Below are 17091 nucleotides of genomic sequence, written 5' to 3'. Positions count from 1 at the left end.
CATTACGCCTCCTTACGAGACACTAATGTATGTGTAGAGCCAAATGCTTCAACACATTCTGGGATTGCTTGCTTCAATAGATTTTCAGTTTCTTCGTCAATTTTCTTAGACGTTTCAATGTTAGTGATGATTTCAGGGTAATTTGCTTTTACATAACGTAAAAGTTCAGCTTCAAAGGACAATACATCTGCCACTTGAATATCTGCTAAGTACCCTTTAGTACCAGCGTAAAGGTTGATAACCATTTCCGCTACACTCATAGGCTCATATTGACCTTGTTTTAACATTTCAGTTAAGCGTTCACCACGATCAAGTTGAGCGCGTGTAGCCGCATCAAGGTCGGAACCAAACTGAGCGAAAGCAGCCAACTCACGATATTGAGCAAGGTCCAAACGCAATTGGCCCGCCACTTGCTTCATCGCTTTAGTTTGTGCGCTACCACCTACACGGGATACGGACAAACCTACGTCAACAGCTGGACGAATACCAGAATAGAACATATCTGTTCCCAAGAAAATTTGACCATCAGTAATGGAAATTACGTTTGTTGGAATGTATGCAGATACGTCACCTGCTTGTGTTTCAATGATTGGCAACGCTGTAATAGAACCTCCACCAAGTTCAGATGAAAGTTTCGCAGCCCGCTCTAATAGACGACTGTGTAAGTAGAATACGTCACCTGGATATGCTTCACGCCCTGGTGGACGGCGCAATAATAGGGACATAGCACGATATGCAGCCGCTTGTTTTGTTAAGTCATCATATACGCATAATACGTGTTTACCTTGGTACATAAAGTATTCACCCATGGCAACACCAGCATATGGTGCAATGTATTGAAGAGGTGCACCTGTGGAAGCACTCGCAGAAACTACGATTGTATATTCCATAGCGCCTGCTTCTTCAAGCTTTTGCACTACGCGAGCAACTGTAGATTCTTTTTGACCAATAGCTACATAAATACAAATAACATCTTTGCCTTTTTGGTTCAAAATAGTATCTAAGGCAATCGCAGTTTTACCTGTACCACGGTCACCGATGATAAGCTCACGTTGACCACGGCCGATTGGTACCATCGCATCAATCGCTTTAAGACCTGTTTGCAATGGTTCATTTACGGATTGACGATCCGCAATACCAGGTGCTGGATGTTCGATAGGACGACGTTCTGTAGCTTGAATAGCACCCTTGCCATCAAGAGGTTGACCAAGAGGATTTACTACACGACCAATCAAGGCATCTCCAGCAGGAACGTCCATAATTTTGCCAGTACGACGCACTTGGTCTCCTTCTTTAATCAAGAAGTCATCACCTAATAGTACGGCACCAACATTATCTAATTCTAAGTTCAAAACCAAGCCATATACGCCGTGTGGTAATTCTAGCAACTCACCGGCCATGGCTCTTTCAAGACCATAAATATGGGCGATGCCATCCCCTACGTCGAGAACAGTACCCACGTCATCGACATTGAGGTCAACATCATAGTCCTGAATCTGCTGTTTGATTATAGCAGTGATTTCTTCAGGCTTCATTTTCATATATACCCATTCACCCCTATCTAATAGAGTTCGTTCTTAATAAAGATTTTTCTAATTCCTCTAAACGACGAGATACAGAACCATCAATGCGTTTATCTCCTACTTGGATAACGATACCACCCATAATTGATGGATCTTGGCGCACAGATAAAATAACATCTTTCCCTGTTACTTCTCGTAATTTAGCTTGTACAGATGCTTCTACCTCAGCTGTGATTGGTTCTGCTACAGTTACAGTAGCTTCCAAAATGCCACGAGCCTCTCGTGATTTTTGAATAAACGCTGCAATGGCCTGCGCAATATAACGATGGCGCCCACGTTTAATCATCACATAGATAAAATGTAAAGCAACTTTGTCGATACTAGATTCAAAGATAGAACCAACTAACTTAATCTTTGCATCTTCTGTAACGATTGGATTTTCAAGGAATGAACGAAGTTCAGGCTGTTCCGCCATAACGGACGCTACATAACCTAATTGCTCCTCCATGAGTTCCAAAATATTTTGTTCTTGAGCTAATTCAAACATAGCTGAACTGTATTTATCTGCTACAATTTCTATGCTCATCGTATCACAACCCTATCGTTTTACTATCAAGTTGACGAATAGCGTCTTCGATCAATTTTGTATTAGTTTCGCTGTTCATATCTTTAGCAACAACTTTACCAGCCATAGCTACAGATAAAGATACCACTTCGTTACGCAAGCTGTTCATAGCACGATCGCGTTCAATAGCGATATCTTGGCGAGCACGATTTTTTTCTTGTTCAATTTGCTCGCGTGCTGTTGACAATTGTTCACGTGTTGTATTTTCTGCTTCTTGAACTGCTTTTTCAACAATTTGTTGTGCCTCTATACGAGCATTAGCAATTTGAGCTGCATAATCAGCTTTAAACCCCTCTGCTTCTGCGCGAGCTTGTTCTGCAGCTTCTAAGTCTTTAGCAATTCGTTCTTTACGTTCTGTCATTATAGCCAATAATGGTTTATATGCAAAACGAGCCAATAGCCAAACTAATATAAAAAAGTTCAACATTTGAGCAAGAATCGTTCCAAGGCTTAAGTCAACCAAGGTTATTCCTCCTCGTTATTATCTGAATAACAAAATAAATGCTACTACTACACCGATGATAGGCATCGCTTCGATCAAACCAATCGCTACGAACATAGTAGACATCAATTGACCGCGCAATTCAGGTTGGCGTGTAATACCTTCAATAACTTTGCTAGATACAAGACCATCACCGATACCTGCACCAATAGCACCACAACCTACTGCAATTGCCGCTGCTAACGCGAATAAACCTTGAGCTTCCATAATATATCCTCCATATAAATTAATTAATGTTCCTCACTAAGCCCCATCCCCAAATAGGATGCAGTAAGAACGGTAAAAATAAAGGCTTGAATAATACCAATAAATAGACTAAAAGCAATCCAAACCCATGGTACCGGCACAAACCAAGGCAAGTTATATAATACTTCTAACAAAATTTCACCTGCCACAATGTTACCGAATAGACGGAAAGCAAGTGTAACAGGTCTAGCAATTTCCTCGAAAATATTGAGTATTAACAAAGCCTTATAAGGTCGTACAAAATGCTTAAAATAAGATAAGCCTTTAACTTTAACCCCCATAACCCATACCACTAATGTACTACATAAAGCTAATGCAATTGTAGTGTTAATATCGGATGTTGGTGATGTTAAAGCCTTGAATGTTGGCATTAAGCCTAACTCATTTCCTACAAAAATAAATAAGAAAAACGTAAATAACAAGGAACTCACCATCGGCCAATGGCGACCCAAATTCGGAGCTAATTGCCCCTCTAAGCCTTCTAATATAGATTCCACTATATTCTGCAAGCCTACAGGCACCAATTTACGTCCCCGGGTGGCTAATACTGTTATCAGTATTACAATAGCCATAGTAACCCATGTAGCAATTAAAGTATCCATATTAAATGTCAACCCCAACCACTGCACGACCTCATGGTGTCCCGCATGTAATTCCACGTTCTCAACCCCTTCCATAAACCTAATAAAAACCTAATATATTTACATTAATATAAATATAATATATATGTATCATCATACATCGTTATAGATATATAATCAACACTTGAAGGGTAAACAATTCCAAATAATCATAAATAGAATGTATTCAATGCATTATTAGAATACGACTCCATGTCTTATTAAAATCCACATCAATACATTAATTGGAATACAATACATTAATTTAAATGCAATAAAATTCTTAATTAAAATAATAAAAATTAGAACCGTCCACTAAACCGCCAATACACTATATAAAGTGCAGGCTGGATAAGTGCAATCGCTACAAACATACTAATTGCTTCTACATGGGGAATCTTCAAACCTAATACGACTAAAGATCCAACAAGCATAAGACGCCACACCATCTGTCTACGCGCCTTACGAACAGCCTTATAAGGATCACCTAATATAATTGCTTGACCATGTAGTGCAAGGCTAAGCAAGTAGAGCACCATTATAAAAATGCCCCACAGCCATCCCCATACATAGTGTTGTAATCCGCATGCAACCTGTATTATTACACCTAAAAAGGCAATAAAAAAACAAGTCAGTAGCACGCGCACTATGAATTTTATATATTGATTCATACATACCTCACTACTTAACTTGTTTATACAACATATAAAACCCTGTTATAGCTCCTATTAGGCCAAATATGACCATGCAGAGTGGTTCCGTTTGAAGCCAAGTATCCAATTTATAACCTAGCCAAATAAAACCTCCTATACAGGAGACCAGTGTGACCCCCGCTGATGTTGCCATGGCGAGGGCTTTCACAAAATCCTTATCCATATTATTTACCAAAACGTTCAGGACGACGCGCATCACCTAAGAATTCATGTCGCAACGCTTGAATGATGCGTTCAGAGGCTTTTCCGTCACCATATGGGTTAACAGAATTAGACATTAACTTATACGCTTCAGCATTGCTCAATAATTCATAAGCGGCTTTATGTACCGCATCTTTATCAGTACCTACAAGGCGAACAGTGCCTGCTTCTACCGCTTCAGGACGTTCTGTCGTATCACGTAATACGAGAACTGGCTTACCAAGAGCTGGGGCTTCCTCTTGAATCCCACCTGAATCAGTCAAAATCAAGTAAGATTTAGCCATCAAGTTTGCAAATGGTTCATAGTCAAGAGGGTCAATTAATGTAACACGCTCCACAGAACCAAGTTCCTCTTGTACAACTTGGCGAACTTTAGGATTTTTATGTACAGGGAAAACAACTTGAATATCTTCAAATTCATTGATTAAATCTCGAATGGCTTGATATACATGGCGCATAGGTTCACCTAAGTTTTCTCGGCGATGTGTGGTAACAAGAACCGTACGTTTTTTAGGATCAAGAGCATTAATAGCTGCATCATCGAATACATAGCTGTCTTGTACCGTCGTATCAAGAGCATCGATAACAGTATTCCCCGTTACATAAAGATGTTCTGTATTAATATTTTCTTTTTTTAAATTGCTTTCAGAACTAGAAGTAGGCGCAAAGTGATACGTCGCGATCGAACCCGTCAATTTTCGATTCATCTCTTCAGGGAATGGAGAGTAAATATCACCTGTCCGTAGTCCTGCTTCTACGTGACCTACAGGAATTTCTTGGTAGAAAGAAGCCAATGCCCCAGCAAAGGTAGTTGTAGTATCACCATGAACGAGTACCACATCAGGTTTTGCTTCTTCTAATACATCTTTAAGGCCCATCAAAGCACGATTAGTTACATCATATAGTGTTTGACCTTGGCTCATAATATTTAAATCATAGTCTGGGGTAATATTAAACAAGTTTAGTACTTGATCGAGCATATCTCGATGCTGTGCCGTAACGGTTACGATAGGTTCCATATCTGGTGCTGCTTGTAATGCTTTTACAAGAGGAGCCATCTTGATAGCCTCAGGTCTTGTACCAAAGATTGTCATAACTTTTAACATAGTTGCCTCCAACGTAGTAGGATAGAAAAAATGGGGCGCCAAGCGCCCCACAGATGGTTATTCCTTATGAGAATCATCAGTATTCTCCAAGGCTTTAGCCAATTCATCGCGATCAAAGGATATGGTATCATCCGAGTCGCTGCGTTCAATTGTAGGACGTGGTAACGGATGCCCTGCCGCATCACTATGCATGATAACACCAAGGCGTCGTGCAATATAGATACTACACAAGAAAATTACTAATACTAGGGTCGCGCCGACCCAAGCATTAACCTCTGCAACGATAACAGATACACCGCCAAAAAGCGCTGTTACCGCATACATCAACAATACAGCTTGCTTTTGTGTTAACCCTTGTGCCAATAAGCGATGGTGAACATGACCTTTATCGGGTTTAAAGATGGGACGTCCACTGATTTTACGGCGCACAATGGCAAATAAGGTGTCCAAAATAGGCAAGCCTAACACAATGGCAGGTACCACTAGAGCAATCATAGCAGCTGTCTTCACAGCGCCCATAACGGAAATAGCTGCTAATGTATAGCCTAATAACATGGATCCCGTATCACCCATGAATATTTTTGCAGGATTGAAGTTATACCGCAAGAAACCTACAGTCGCACCTGCTAAAGCAAGAGAGATACAAGCAAGATCAGTTTGACCAAGTTGCAATGTCATTGCACAAACAGCGATACATGCGATAAAGGAAATACCTGCAGCCAAGCCATCGAGGCCATCGATGAGGTTTACAATATTTGTAAAACCAACTATCCAGAAAATAGTCAATGGAATAGCCCAATACTTGAGATATACTACACCACCCCAAGGAAGGTTGATGAAATCTACTCGAATATCATAAGCCACCAGGATAGCGGCTGCTATAATTTGGCCCATTAACTTAGTTTTTGGCTCAATTTGTTTAATGTCGTCCCAAATACCAACTAGCACCAAAATGACTGTACCAAGGACAAACCCAAACAATTTATGATCATGCGGAATGGAATCGTTAAAAAGAACCGATCCCACATAACCGAGAAAGATTGCTAATCCACCAAGTCGTGGAATCGCACCATGATGCACCTTTCGAGCATCAGGCTTATCTATTGCCCCAACAGCAACGGCAAAGCGTTTTACCAATGGGGTAAGTGCAAAGGTTATGATGAGCGCTACTGCAAAGGCCCACACATAATCGAGCACATATTCACTCATAAGACACCTCCAACAAGTAGGTTGTAAAAACGGATTAGTTCGTTAAGCTACGAATAGGAGCAGGAATTCTGCCACCGCGGGCAATGAACTCGGCTGCACTATATGGACTCACTTCGATAATAGGAGCATAACCTAATAATCCACCAAATTCAACAACCTCTCCAACAGTCTTACCAGGTACAGGAATTACACGAACCGCAGTTGTCTTATTATTAATCATACCAATTGCTGATTCATCTGCAATGATAGCAGAAATGGTATCAGCAGTAGTGTCTCCAGGAATAGCAATCATATCAAGCCCTACAGAACAAACACATGTCATGGCCTCTAATTTATCAAGTGTCAAACTGCCACAGGATACAGCATCAATCATGCCTGCATCTTCCGAGACAGGAATGAATGCACCACTAAGACCACCTACGTGAGAGGAAGCCATAAGACCACCTTTTTTCACCGCATCATTAAGTAATGCTAGTGCCGCTGTAGTGCCATGACAACCACAAGAGGACAAGCCCATTTCTTCAAGAACATGAGCTACAGAGTCACCTACAGCTGGCGTTGGCGCCAAAGATAAATCAATAATACCAAATGGTTTACCTAGGCGGCGAGATGCCTCTTGCGCTACCAATTGACCTACGCGCGTGATTTTAAAAGCAGTACGTTTAACCGTTTCTGCTACAACGTCAAAGGATTGACCTCGAACGGATTCAAGCGCATGTTTTACAACGCCCGGGCCAGATACACCTACAGAAATAGCACTATCCCCTTCTGTTACCCCGAAGAAAGCACCCGCCATAAATGGATTATCCTCTACAGGATTACAGAATATTACGAGCTTAGCACAACCAAGAGCATCATTATCCTTTGTAAGCTCTGCAGTTTTCTTAACGATGATTCCCATGTCTCGCACTGCGTCCATGTTAATACCAGTTTTAGTAGAGCCTACAGCAACAGAGCTACAAACGATATCCGTAGTTGCCAGCGCTTCAGGAATAGAGTCAATCAAAATGCGGTCAGCTCGAGTGGCGCCCTTTGTTACAAGCGCAGAAAAGCCGCCAATAAAATTAACACCTACAGTTTTTGCAGCACGATCCATAGCTTCCGCCACAGGAACATAAGATGTTAAATCACTACCTCCTGCAACTAGAGAAATGGGTGTTACAGAAATACGCTTATTGATAATAGGGATGCCGAATTCTCGCTCAATATCTTCCCCTGTAGATACAAGATGTTCTGCCTCTTTTGTAATACGGTCATAAATACGGTCACATAGCTCTTTACCAGAACTAGATGCACATTCAAGCAAGCTAATTCCCATCGTAATAGTACGCACATCAAGCTTGTTATCATGAATCATCTGATTCGTTTCTAAAATATTATCGATAGATAACATAAGTGCCTCCTATCCTACGCGATGCATGCTTAAGAAAATATCAGCATGTTGTGCACGGATTTCAACACCTAGTTCTTTACCTTGAGTCGTCAAAGCCTCTTGGATAGCTGTAAGGTTTTTCATGTCTTCAGCCTTAGTTTCACACATCATAATCATATTAAAAACGCCATCAAGGATGGTCTGATTAATGGACATAATATTTACACCGTAGTTAGCAAGTACGGTACTAACCCCAGCAATGATACCAACGCGGTCTACACCGACAACGGTAACAACTAATTTCATAACATCACCTTCTCTAAGCACTACAAACTATATTGACAATATAGGGCATTCGATAAACTATATTAATATATTATATCACATTTATTATTTTTCATGAGTGAAATCTTTATGAGTTTTCTAGTGAAAACAACATGTTACACTTCGTCAGACAAAGCACTTGTTACAATCTCTTCACCAGCAGTTAACAATGCGATAAGACCTTTGTCACCTTTATAGCTTTCACCATAAATTTTATATAAATCTTCAGTGCCAGATGGGCGTGCTACAAACCATCCTGTTTCCGTTTCCACACGAACACCATCGATAGGCATATCTTTATACAGAGAAGTAGTGCGAACATTAGTAATCGCATCACCATCTACTTCGGTAGCCGTAATGGAGCTTGCATTTAATTGTTTCAACTTAACCTTGGCCTCCTTTGTACAAGGCGCATCAATACGACCAAAACGAGGATCGCCACACCCTACAACAAGATTATTATAGAGTCGGTCAACAGTAGCCCCCATAACGGCATACATTTCCATCGCAAGGAGAGCCATTACCATGCCATCTTTATCAGTAGTCCATACGGTACCGTCTTTTTTAAGGAACGATGCACCAGCAGATTCTTCACCGCCAATACCAATCTCACCATCGAATAATAGGGAACTAAAATATTTAAAACCTACTGGAACCTCATAAACAGGAACCTCTTTACTAGCAGCCCATTTATCAATCATAGTGGTACAAACAACGGTTTTACCGACCCCTTTATTTGTCCAACCACGAGTCGTAAACAAATAATCCGCCGCAGTCACAAGAAATGCGTTTGGAGAAGCTAGCCCATGCGGACTAACGATACCATAGCGATCATAATCAGGGTCATTCCCAACAGCGAGATCATAATTACCAATTTGTTTAATTACGTCAGCCATGGCATATTCAGATGAGCAATCCATACGTACCTTACCATCATGGTCATAGGTCATAAAGCTAAACGTTGGATCATACTCATCATTAATAATATCTAGGTTTAGATTATATCGCTCTTTAATAGCACGCCAATAACCTAGCCCACTACCGCCGAGAGCATTAACGAGGACCTTAGGTTTTGCACTTTGAATTGCCTCCATATTAATGATAGAAGATAGTTCTTCTACATATAGACCTTTATAGTCATATGGAACCTGTTGGTCGGGTTCAATATTGTCGATACTAATACGTTTAAATCCTTCTAATTCACAATATGCGTGAACATATTCATTGGCACGTGTTTCAATCCATTTAGTAATCAACGTATCCGCAGGACCACCATTGGTAGCGTTATACTTAATGCCACCATTATCTGGAGGATTATGAGACGGCGTAATCACGATACCATCAGCCTTATCATCGTGGCTTTCATTATAACGAATAATAGCACGAGATATAGATGGTGTCGGCACGAAATCCATATCGGAATCAACCATTGCAGTTACACCATTGCCAGCAAGGACCTCTAGAACCGTCACAAGGGCTGGCTGAGATAAAGCATGTGTATCTTGACCGACGAAAATCGGACCTGTAGCGCCGAATTGGCCACGGCCATCACAAATAGCCTGTGTAATAGCGGCCACATGTAAATCTGTAAACGTACTATTTAAAGATGTACCGCGATGGCCAGATGTGCCAAAGGATACGAGTTGTGTCGGATCTGTAATATCCGGAGCATTATCAAAATATGCATCCACAAGGGTTTGCACATCGATAATATCTTGTTCTTGTACAGGCGTACCTGCTAATTTGTGAGTCATAGAAACCTCTAATCTTATCTTGAGGGCAAGCCCTCTCATTTTACAACCTTGATATTCAATCAATTACATTAAATTATTTCCAAAATGTATGTATCATTCATAAAATATTATATTTACACATAATTAATATAAGATGACAACATCCAGAGATTTTATCATAATTCTTTATTTTGATTTATTACAACTATTTTCATCTATATCTATTACAACATTATTGTTCGCTTCGGTAGTTATATCTTTTGATTTCAGCTGTTTAGATATTTCCGCAGGAACAATAGGTTGAGTAAAACCTTGCCCGATAACCTCTTGGGCATCAGTAATCAAGATAAACACATTTGGGTCCGCTTCTTGAATAACCTCTTTCAATTTATTTACCTGCAGCAAGTTGACTGCAACCATCACAATTTGCTTAGGCGTCCGTGTATAGGCACCAATACCATTAATAATAGTGGCACCACGACCAACCTTATTGATAATACACTCACATACTTCATCGGTGCGATAGGTAATGATAAAAGCAACTTTACGTTGATTAAAGCCGATTACCACCTTATTTGTAATAATAGTATACACATACACACTGATAAGAGTTACAGCTACCGCTTCAAGTCCAACAACGCCGACAGCAACTAAGAGGATGGCACAATTGATAGCGCTATTAATGGACCCCATTTGAAGGCCATAATATTTACGAACGATAAGTGCAATTGGATCAAGTCCCCCTGTATTACCACCTACACGGTAGACGATACCAAGCCCTAGTCCAGTTGTGATACCTGCCATCATAGAACTGAGTAGTGGATCCTTAATGATCATGTCATATTGCAAGAAACTAAACAGATCAATCATCCACGATAACATGAGCGTACCATACAAGGTATTAAGCACTACGCGTTTACCAAGCCACTTCCAAGCAGCCCAAAATATAGGGACGTTCAAAATAACGTTCCAAGAACCAACGGATAATCCCGTTAGATAATACAAAATCAACCCTACCCCACTAATACCAGTACTAACCAGTTTGTGAGGTAGTACAAAGGCATCTAAACCAGCACCAAAAATTGCACAACCAATAGCAACTATGACACATTGATAGACAACATCTTTATACTTGGCGAACATAGCTCCCTCCAAATTGCCATTTCACTATAAATATTCTATAATGAACTAATTAAAACATACGCTGTTTACAATGCTTTTAATAATCAAACAACAGGTATATACAAAATCATCATAAACCACTTAATGGTTATTTTCAATCACTTTATAACAGTATAAAATAAACATATAAACTTAAACTGCATATATTTTGTACATTACAAACGAGGCTATTATGAGTAAAAGTTTTGAGCAACTCGGTTGCAGCAAAATTAATATTGGGCTTGCTATTACAGGCAAGCGTGACGATGGATACCACGACATCGATTCTATATTTCAATCGATTCGCCTTAGTGATTCTATTTATTTCGCTAAGCATCATTCCGTAGTATTTTCTGGTGGCGCTCCCGAATTGCCTGACTACATGCAAAAACTCGTAAGCTATGGAGAAGATAATCTCGCGCTCAAAGCGTTACGCGCCATACAGACCTATACGGGTTGTAAAGCCGGTGCCGCCATCCACCTATTAAAACGCGTCCCTATTCAAGCGGGTCTTGGTGGCGGTAGTGCAGACGCAGCAGCCATGTTATTAGGTCTCAACCGCTTTTGGGACTTACGGCTCACACAAGAGGAACTTTTAAATATTGGTGCCTCACTCGGATCTGATGTGCCGTTCCTACTACAAGGTGGTACAGCTCGCGGAACAGGTCGTGGCGAAGTGTTAACCTATAGTCAATCGCCAGAAGCACATTGGCTATTACTAGTAAAGCCAAAGGTATCTATTTCTACAGCGGTTGCTTATGGTCGCTTCAACGGTAAATCTAATGCCACCGCAAAAACAATCGATACCGTTCTGAATCATCTTCAGAATAATGATTTACAATCTGCTTTCACTAGTAGCGCTAATACTTTCGAAGAATTATTATTCCCAGATCACGAAGAACTAGGAATATGTAAGGAGTTTTTCACTAGCCGTGGTTACCCAACTATCATGACAGGAAGCGGTCCTACGATGGTAGTATTACTTAACAAACCTATGGAAGCCTTGCAATTACAAGAAGAGATTAAAGCAGCTGGTCATGATTGGCTGTCACTCATTACTAAAACATGCACACAGGAGGACTTAGTATGACAAAACGGTTACAACCTATACGACTCGATGCGTATAAACCACTAAGAGAAGTGGTAAGTGAAACATTGCGTCAAGCCATCCAAGATGGGGTGTTAAAACCTGGGGAGCGCCTCATGGAAATTCCCCTTGCCGAAGAGTTAGGCGTAAGTCGTACCCCCATTCGTGAAGCCATACGTAAACTGGAACTAGAAGGCTTTGTCGTTATGGTGCCTCGCCGCGGCACCTACGTTGCCAACATCTCTTTGAAGGATATTACGCAAGTATTTGAAATCCGCTCTGCCCTCGAAGAACTGGCAGCAGGTCTTGCAGCAGAACGCATTACAGAAGAGGAAATCGAAACGCTGGAGAGAATGCTTGTAGAAATCGGCGATCATATGGAAAACAAAAATATGGAATCCGTTGTGGCTGCGGACGTAGAATTCCACGAAGTCCTCTACCGCGCATCTCGTAACGAAAGATTAGCAGACATCGTTCACAACTTGCGAGAACAAACCTATCGCTTCCGTAGTTTTTCTATGAACCAACCAGGTCGTCTTAGAAAAACTTGGGAGGAACATCGTCAATTAGTGGAAGCCATCGCCTCTCACAATGCCGCACAAGCTCGTAAACTAGCTCGAATTCACATGGAACATTCTGAACAAACCTTGTTGCAAGGAATGGAAGAGTCACAAGAATTTACTAAGGCATAAAAAACATCCTACAAAATACTATATAAAGCAAAATCCTTCCTATTTGTGAAGGATTTTTGTTTTACATAGTCTATAGAAATTGATACAATATCATTGATTATTATGAAATATGGATTTTTTTATAGGAAAGGGAGTTTTTATGGAAGCAATGCTTAATGATGCTATATCCACCATAAACGGTTATTTATGGAGTTATTTCATCATTTTTATTCTTATCGGCGCAGGCCTCTTCTTTACGATGACAACGAATTTTGTACAAATTCGCATGATTAAAGAAATGATTCGCCTCGTAATTAACGGCGCAGGTAGCTCTACAGAAAAGAACCATGTATCCTCATTTCAAGCATTCTGTGTTAGTACCGCATCTCGTGTAGGTGTTGGTAACATCGCAGGTATAGCTATTGCCGTTGTACTTGGTGGCCCTGGTGCTATTTTCTGGATGTGGGTTATCGCACTCATCGGTGCTGCCACTGGCTTCATCGAATCTACATTAGCACAAATCTACAAAGAACCTGTTGCTAAGGGCGGTTTCTATGGCGGACCAGCTTACTATATTCGGTATGGTCTAAACAACAAGGCATTATCTGTTCTATTTGCTATTTTAATCAGTATTACCTATGGTTGGATTTACAATTCTGTACAAGCCAATACTTTGGCTGCATCTCTCCAGGTATTCAACCTTGATGTGTCCTATACAGGCGCTGTAGTAGCAGTCCTTCTTGGTATTATCATATTCGGTGGTATCAACCGCGTTGCAAAAGCATCTGAAATCATTGTTCCTATCATGGCGATTCTATACATTGCTACTGCATTATTTGTGGTAATTATGAATATCACCCAATTCCCACATGTAATCTATACTATTTTCGCCTCCGCATTTGAGCCTGTTGCAGCAGGTGGTGGCTTATTAGGTGCTACTGTTATGAATGGTATCAAACGGGGGCTCTTCTCTAACGAAGCCGGGGAAGGTTCTGTTCCAAACGCAGCCGCTACGGCAGCTGTTAACCACCCTGTAGAACAAGGTCTTGTACAAGCATTCGGCGTATTCCTTGATACATTCATCATTTGTACAGCTTCTGCTTTCATCGTACTCATCGTGGGTGATTACAGCACTACAGGTCTAACAGGCATTACTCTTGTACAACATAATCTAGCTCAACAACTTGGTTCTTGGGCGCCTACAGCCGTCGCCATTTTCATCGTTATGTTCTCCTTTAGTTCCTTAATTGGTAACTATTACTACGGTGAAATCAATATCAGCCACTTAACAAATAAACGATTCTACCTACATTTGTTCCGTATTGGCGTAATTCTTATGACATTTGTTGGCTCTGTTGCCTCTCTAGATCTCGTATGGAATCTAGCCGATTTATTCATGGCTTTCTTAGTATTAACTAACGTAAGTTCCATCGTACGCATGGGGCGCACAGCAGGTCTTGCCCTTGACGACTATATCAAACAACGCAAAGCAGGTATTGAAACGCCTGTATTTAACCGTTCCATCCTAAATCACACATATGGCATCGTATGGTGGGGCGATGGTCAAACTACAGACTCCTCCGTACCTCCTACTCCGATTGAAGATACAGTGGAAAAATAAAATATATTGACCTATGAGGCTGGTGAAAGTATCTTTCACCAGTCTTTTTCGTATAATCTTTAAAATACTTTATTAATACATACAGATGGGTCTATATTCTTCGGAATATAGATTTTTATTTTTTGTAAAAGTATCCATTTTCATAGATAAGACTATCCTCCACCAAGAGATTTTAAAGTGACAGATATCACAGTAACCATCTATATTTTTCCTACTTTTAAAGGTTAAAAACTATAGAATATATTTATAAAAATATAAAGGGTATTCTATTTATAATGTCGAATACTTAAGTATGTGAAAAATTAGCACTAATTAATTTACTCTGTTATCCGGGAGGTAATTATGAGCGGTTATAACCCATATGAAAACATGTTAAACACATTAGACGTAGCAGCTGAAAAGCTCGGCTATACTCGTAGTGAATACGAAGTATTGCGTCACCCAGAACGGGAACTAAAAGTAGCAGTTCCTCTTCAACTAGACAATGGCGAAGTTCGCGTATACGAAGGCTATCGATGCCAACATTCCACATTGCGTGGTAGTGCTAAGGGCGGTCTTCGCTTCCATCCAGATTCCGACGAAAATGAAGTGCGTGCACTTGCGGCATGGATGACTATTAAAAACGCTATCGCTAACATTCCTTATGGCGGTGGTAAAGGGGGCATTAAAGTCGATCCAAAAACTTTAAACCCTCGTGAGTTAGAACGCTTAACTCGTAACTTCGTACGCCGTATTGCACCTATCATTGGTGTTAATACTGACGTTCCTGCACCAGACGTAAATACGAATGCCCAAATCATGAGCTGGATTGCTGACGAATACAGCACATTAAAAGGCGAATGGAGCCCAGGTATCGTTACAGGTAAACCAATCGAAGTAGGCGGTTCCTTAGGCCGTAATGAAGCGACTGGTCGCGGTTGTCTCATCGCATTGCAAAGCTATCTTGCTAAGAAAAACTTAGATATTAAAAACCTTACAGTTGCAGTTCAAGGCTTTGGTAACGTAGGTTCCGTAGGTGCTCGTCTCATTGCACAAGCAGGTGCAAAAGTTGTGGCTATCGGCGACGTAAGTGTTAACATCTACAATCCTAACGGTCTCGATGTTGAAAAAGCATACGAATATGCTAACTCCCACGGTCGTTCCCTAGAAGGTTACAGCGAACCAGGCATGACTACAATTGGGCCTCAAGAGTTATTGGCTCAACCAGTGGATGTATTGTACATGGCAGCCCTTGAGAACCAATTAAATAAAGACAACATGGAAAATATCCAAGCTAAGATCATCTTGGAAGGAGCTAATGGTCCTACTACTAATGATGCGGATAAATACTTCTATGAAAAGGGCATTGATATCATTCCTGACGTGCTTGCCAACGGTGGTGGCGTAGTTGTATCCTACTACGAATGGGTACAAAACAAAGCAAGCTTCTACTGGACTGAAGAAGAGGTTAATGAAAGATTAACTAAAAATATGCAAAATAGCTTCGAAGCTGTTTGGGAAATGCAACATAAATACAATGTACCACCTCGTCAAGCAGCGTACATGGTTGCTCTTGAACGACTCGTAGTTGAAACTAAATGGCGTGGCTACAACTGTTAAACTCCCATACCTCCATACATTTTAGCCATAAAAAAGGCGTAAGCTCGATTTGAGCTTACGCCTTTTTATTTGTATTCGTTAATGCTCCATATGAATGGAAATTAACGCCCTCTCTTTAGTTTTATTTGAAAGCACCTAATAAGGCAGCCATGCTAGGACGACTGATTAAGGCTTTCACCAATACAGAACCAAGAATCGCTGGAATGGTTTGACCAACGATAAGATTCAACACTAATGGCCAGTACGGAATTCCAAGTAATGGACTGAGCCACATTGGTACACATAGTGCTGGCACAAATACGATTGGAAGCATGACCCACCAAGCGCTGAGGCCAAGCTTGCGCATTCCTACGATGATGCCAGTCGTCAATACGCCCACACCAAAGCCTCCCATCATATCGAGGATGCCAAGACCACCGAATAGGAAGTTAGAAATGAGGTTGCCAATCCCCATGGGAATCACCAAGAACGGAAAGGCATAAGCAAGTGCATATAATGATGTTGCTATACGAATTTGATACGCCCCGAAGGAAACGCTTTGCGTTACATACAATACAACGATGTACAATGACACAACCATGGCAGAAATAGTCAATTTGCGTGTAGAAATCATAACACTCACCTCCTCAAAATAAAAAAAGCATGGCAAAACTACCATGCTTACAATGCTTATGAATTTCCGTAGTTTTGTTTAGAGACAGGATGGTTTCAAACTGTCTTATTTAGTTGTCGCCTTTAGGCAGTACTAATATATCATATATCTAATATTTTCGCAATT

At 40.7% G+C, this 17091-nt stretch carries 18 protein-coding genes; 4 read left to right on the top strand and 14 right to left on the bottom strand.

Annotated elements, in window-relative coordinates:
• Positions 1-2: 2 nt before the first annotated feature.
• From atpA to ACMKPP_RS02285, 13 genes are all read right to left on the bottom strand, one after another.
• A complete protein-coding gene (gene atpA / locus ACMKPP_RS02345) occupies positions 3-1541 on the bottom strand; it encodes a F0F1 ATP synthase subunit alpha (RefSeq protein WP_004697546.1) in 1539 nt (512 codons plus the stop codon).
• 16 nt (positions 1542-1557) lie between these two features.
• Entirely contained in the window at positions 1558-2109 is a 552-nt protein-coding gene (gene atpH, locus ACMKPP_RS02340) for an ATP synthase F1 subunit delta (RefSeq protein WP_004697545.1), read from the bottom strand.
• Between the two features lie 4 nt (positions 2110-2113).
• Entirely contained in the window at positions 2114-2611 is a 498-nt protein-coding gene (atpF, locus tag ACMKPP_RS02335) for a F0F1 ATP synthase subunit B (RefSeq protein WP_004697511.1), read from the bottom strand.
• Positions 2612-2629: 18 nt separating this feature from the next.
• A complete protein-coding gene (atpE, locus tag ACMKPP_RS02330) occupies positions 2630-2857 on the bottom strand; it encodes a F0F1 ATP synthase subunit C (RefSeq protein ID WP_004695064.1) in 228 nt (75 codons plus the stop codon).
• 23 nt (positions 2858-2880) lie between these two features.
• The gene (gene atpB, locus ACMKPP_RS02325; RefSeq protein ID WP_004697507.1) at positions 2881-3573 is read right to left on the bottom strand and encodes a F0F1 ATP synthase subunit A; all 693 of its coding nucleotides are present in this window, start codon (positions 3571-3573) and stop codon (positions 2881-2883) included.
• A gap of 245 nt (positions 3574-3818) precedes the next feature.
• A complete protein-coding gene (locus ACMKPP_RS02320) occupies positions 3819-4055 on the bottom strand; it encodes a hypothetical protein (protein WP_004697515.1) in 237 nt (78 codons plus the stop codon).
• Between the two features lie 142 nt (positions 4056-4197).
• Entirely contained in the window at positions 4198-4392 is a 195-nt protein-coding gene (locus ACMKPP_RS02315) for an AtpZ/AtpI family protein (RefSeq protein ID WP_418369259.1), read from the bottom strand.
• Between the two features lies 1 nt (position 4393).
• Entirely contained in the window at positions 4394-5536 is a 1143-nt protein-coding gene (gene wecB / locus ACMKPP_RS02310; protein WP_060919022.1) for a non-hydrolyzing UDP-N-acetylglucosamine 2-epimerase, read from the bottom strand.
• 57 nt (positions 5537-5593) lie between these two features.
• Positions 5594-6745, bottom strand: a complete 1152-nt coding sequence (locus ACMKPP_RS02305) for a glycosyltransferase family 4 protein (protein WP_156697260.1) — start codon at positions 6743-6745, stop codon at positions 5594-5596.
• A gap of 34 nt (positions 6746-6779) precedes the next feature.
• On the bottom strand, positions 6780-8138 hold the full coding sequence (locus ACMKPP_RS02300) for a PFL family protein (protein ID WP_004697539.1): 1359 nt from the start codon (positions 8136-8138) through the stop codon (positions 6780-6782).
• Positions 8139-8147: 9 nt separating this feature from the next.
• Complete coding sequence (locus ACMKPP_RS02295; protein WP_418369258.1) at positions 8148-8423, bottom strand: ACT domain-containing protein; 276 nt, start codon at positions 8421-8423, stop codon at positions 8148-8150.
• A 134-nt stretch (positions 8424-8557) separates the two neighbouring features.
• Positions 8558-10195, bottom strand: a complete 1638-nt coding sequence (locus tag ACMKPP_RS02290) for a phosphoglucomutase (RefSeq protein WP_418369257.1) — start codon at positions 10193-10195, stop codon at positions 8558-8560.
• A gap of 165 nt (positions 10196-10360) precedes the next feature.
• Positions 10361-11317, bottom strand: coding sequence for a YitT family protein (locus ACMKPP_RS02285; RefSeq protein WP_195213311.1), 957 nt, complete (start codon positions 11315-11317; stop codon positions 10361-10363).
• Positions 11318-11528: 211 nt separating this feature from the next.
• Between ACMKPP_RS02285 and ispE the strand changes: the two genes are divergently transcribed.
• The 4 genes from ispE (at position 11529) to ACMKPP_RS02265 (ending at position 16313) form a co-directional block, all read left to right on the top strand.
• Positions 11529-12425 (top strand): 4-(cytidine 5'-diphospho)-2-C-methyl-D-erythritol kinase, encoded by an 897-nt coding sequence (gene ispE / locus ACMKPP_RS02280; RefSeq protein ID WP_418369256.1) that lies wholly within the window; start codon positions 11529-11531, stop codon positions 12423-12425.
• On the top strand, positions 12422-13114 hold the full coding sequence (locus ACMKPP_RS02275) for a GntR family transcriptional regulator (protein ID WP_004697535.1): 693 nt from the start codon (positions 12422-12424) through the stop codon (positions 13112-13114). Before ispE ends, ACMKPP_RS02275 begins: the two co-directional genes overlap by 4 nt.
• A 139-nt stretch (positions 13115-13253) precedes the next feature.
• The gene (locus ACMKPP_RS02270; RefSeq protein ID WP_418369255.1) at positions 13254-14714 is read left to right on the top strand and encodes an alanine/glycine:cation symporter family protein; all 1461 of its coding nucleotides are present in this window, start codon (positions 13254-13256) and stop codon (positions 14712-14714) included.
• Between the two features lie 342 nt (positions 14715-15056).
• Positions 15057-16313: a Glu/Leu/Phe/Val family dehydrogenase gene (locus ACMKPP_RS02265; protein WP_008602423.1), complete on the top strand. Its 1257-nt coding sequence runs from the start codon at positions 15057-15059 to the stop codon at positions 16311-16313.
• A 121-nt stretch (positions 16314-16434) separates the two neighbouring features.
• Here the strand turns inward: ACMKPP_RS02265 and ACMKPP_RS02260 are convergent, their stop codons facing one another.
• Complete coding sequence (locus tag ACMKPP_RS02260) at positions 16435-16926, bottom strand: QueT transporter family protein (RefSeq protein WP_004697542.1); 492 nt, start codon at positions 16924-16926, stop codon at positions 16435-16437.
• Positions 16927-17091 lie beyond the last annotated feature (165 nt).

The organism is Veillonella parvula, from assembly GCF_048309325.1.
Classification (GTDB): domain Bacteria; phylum Bacillota; class Negativicutes; order Veillonellales; family Veillonellaceae; genus Veillonella; species Veillonella parvula_T.
This window is presented reverse-complemented; position numbering and strand designations above follow the sequence as displayed.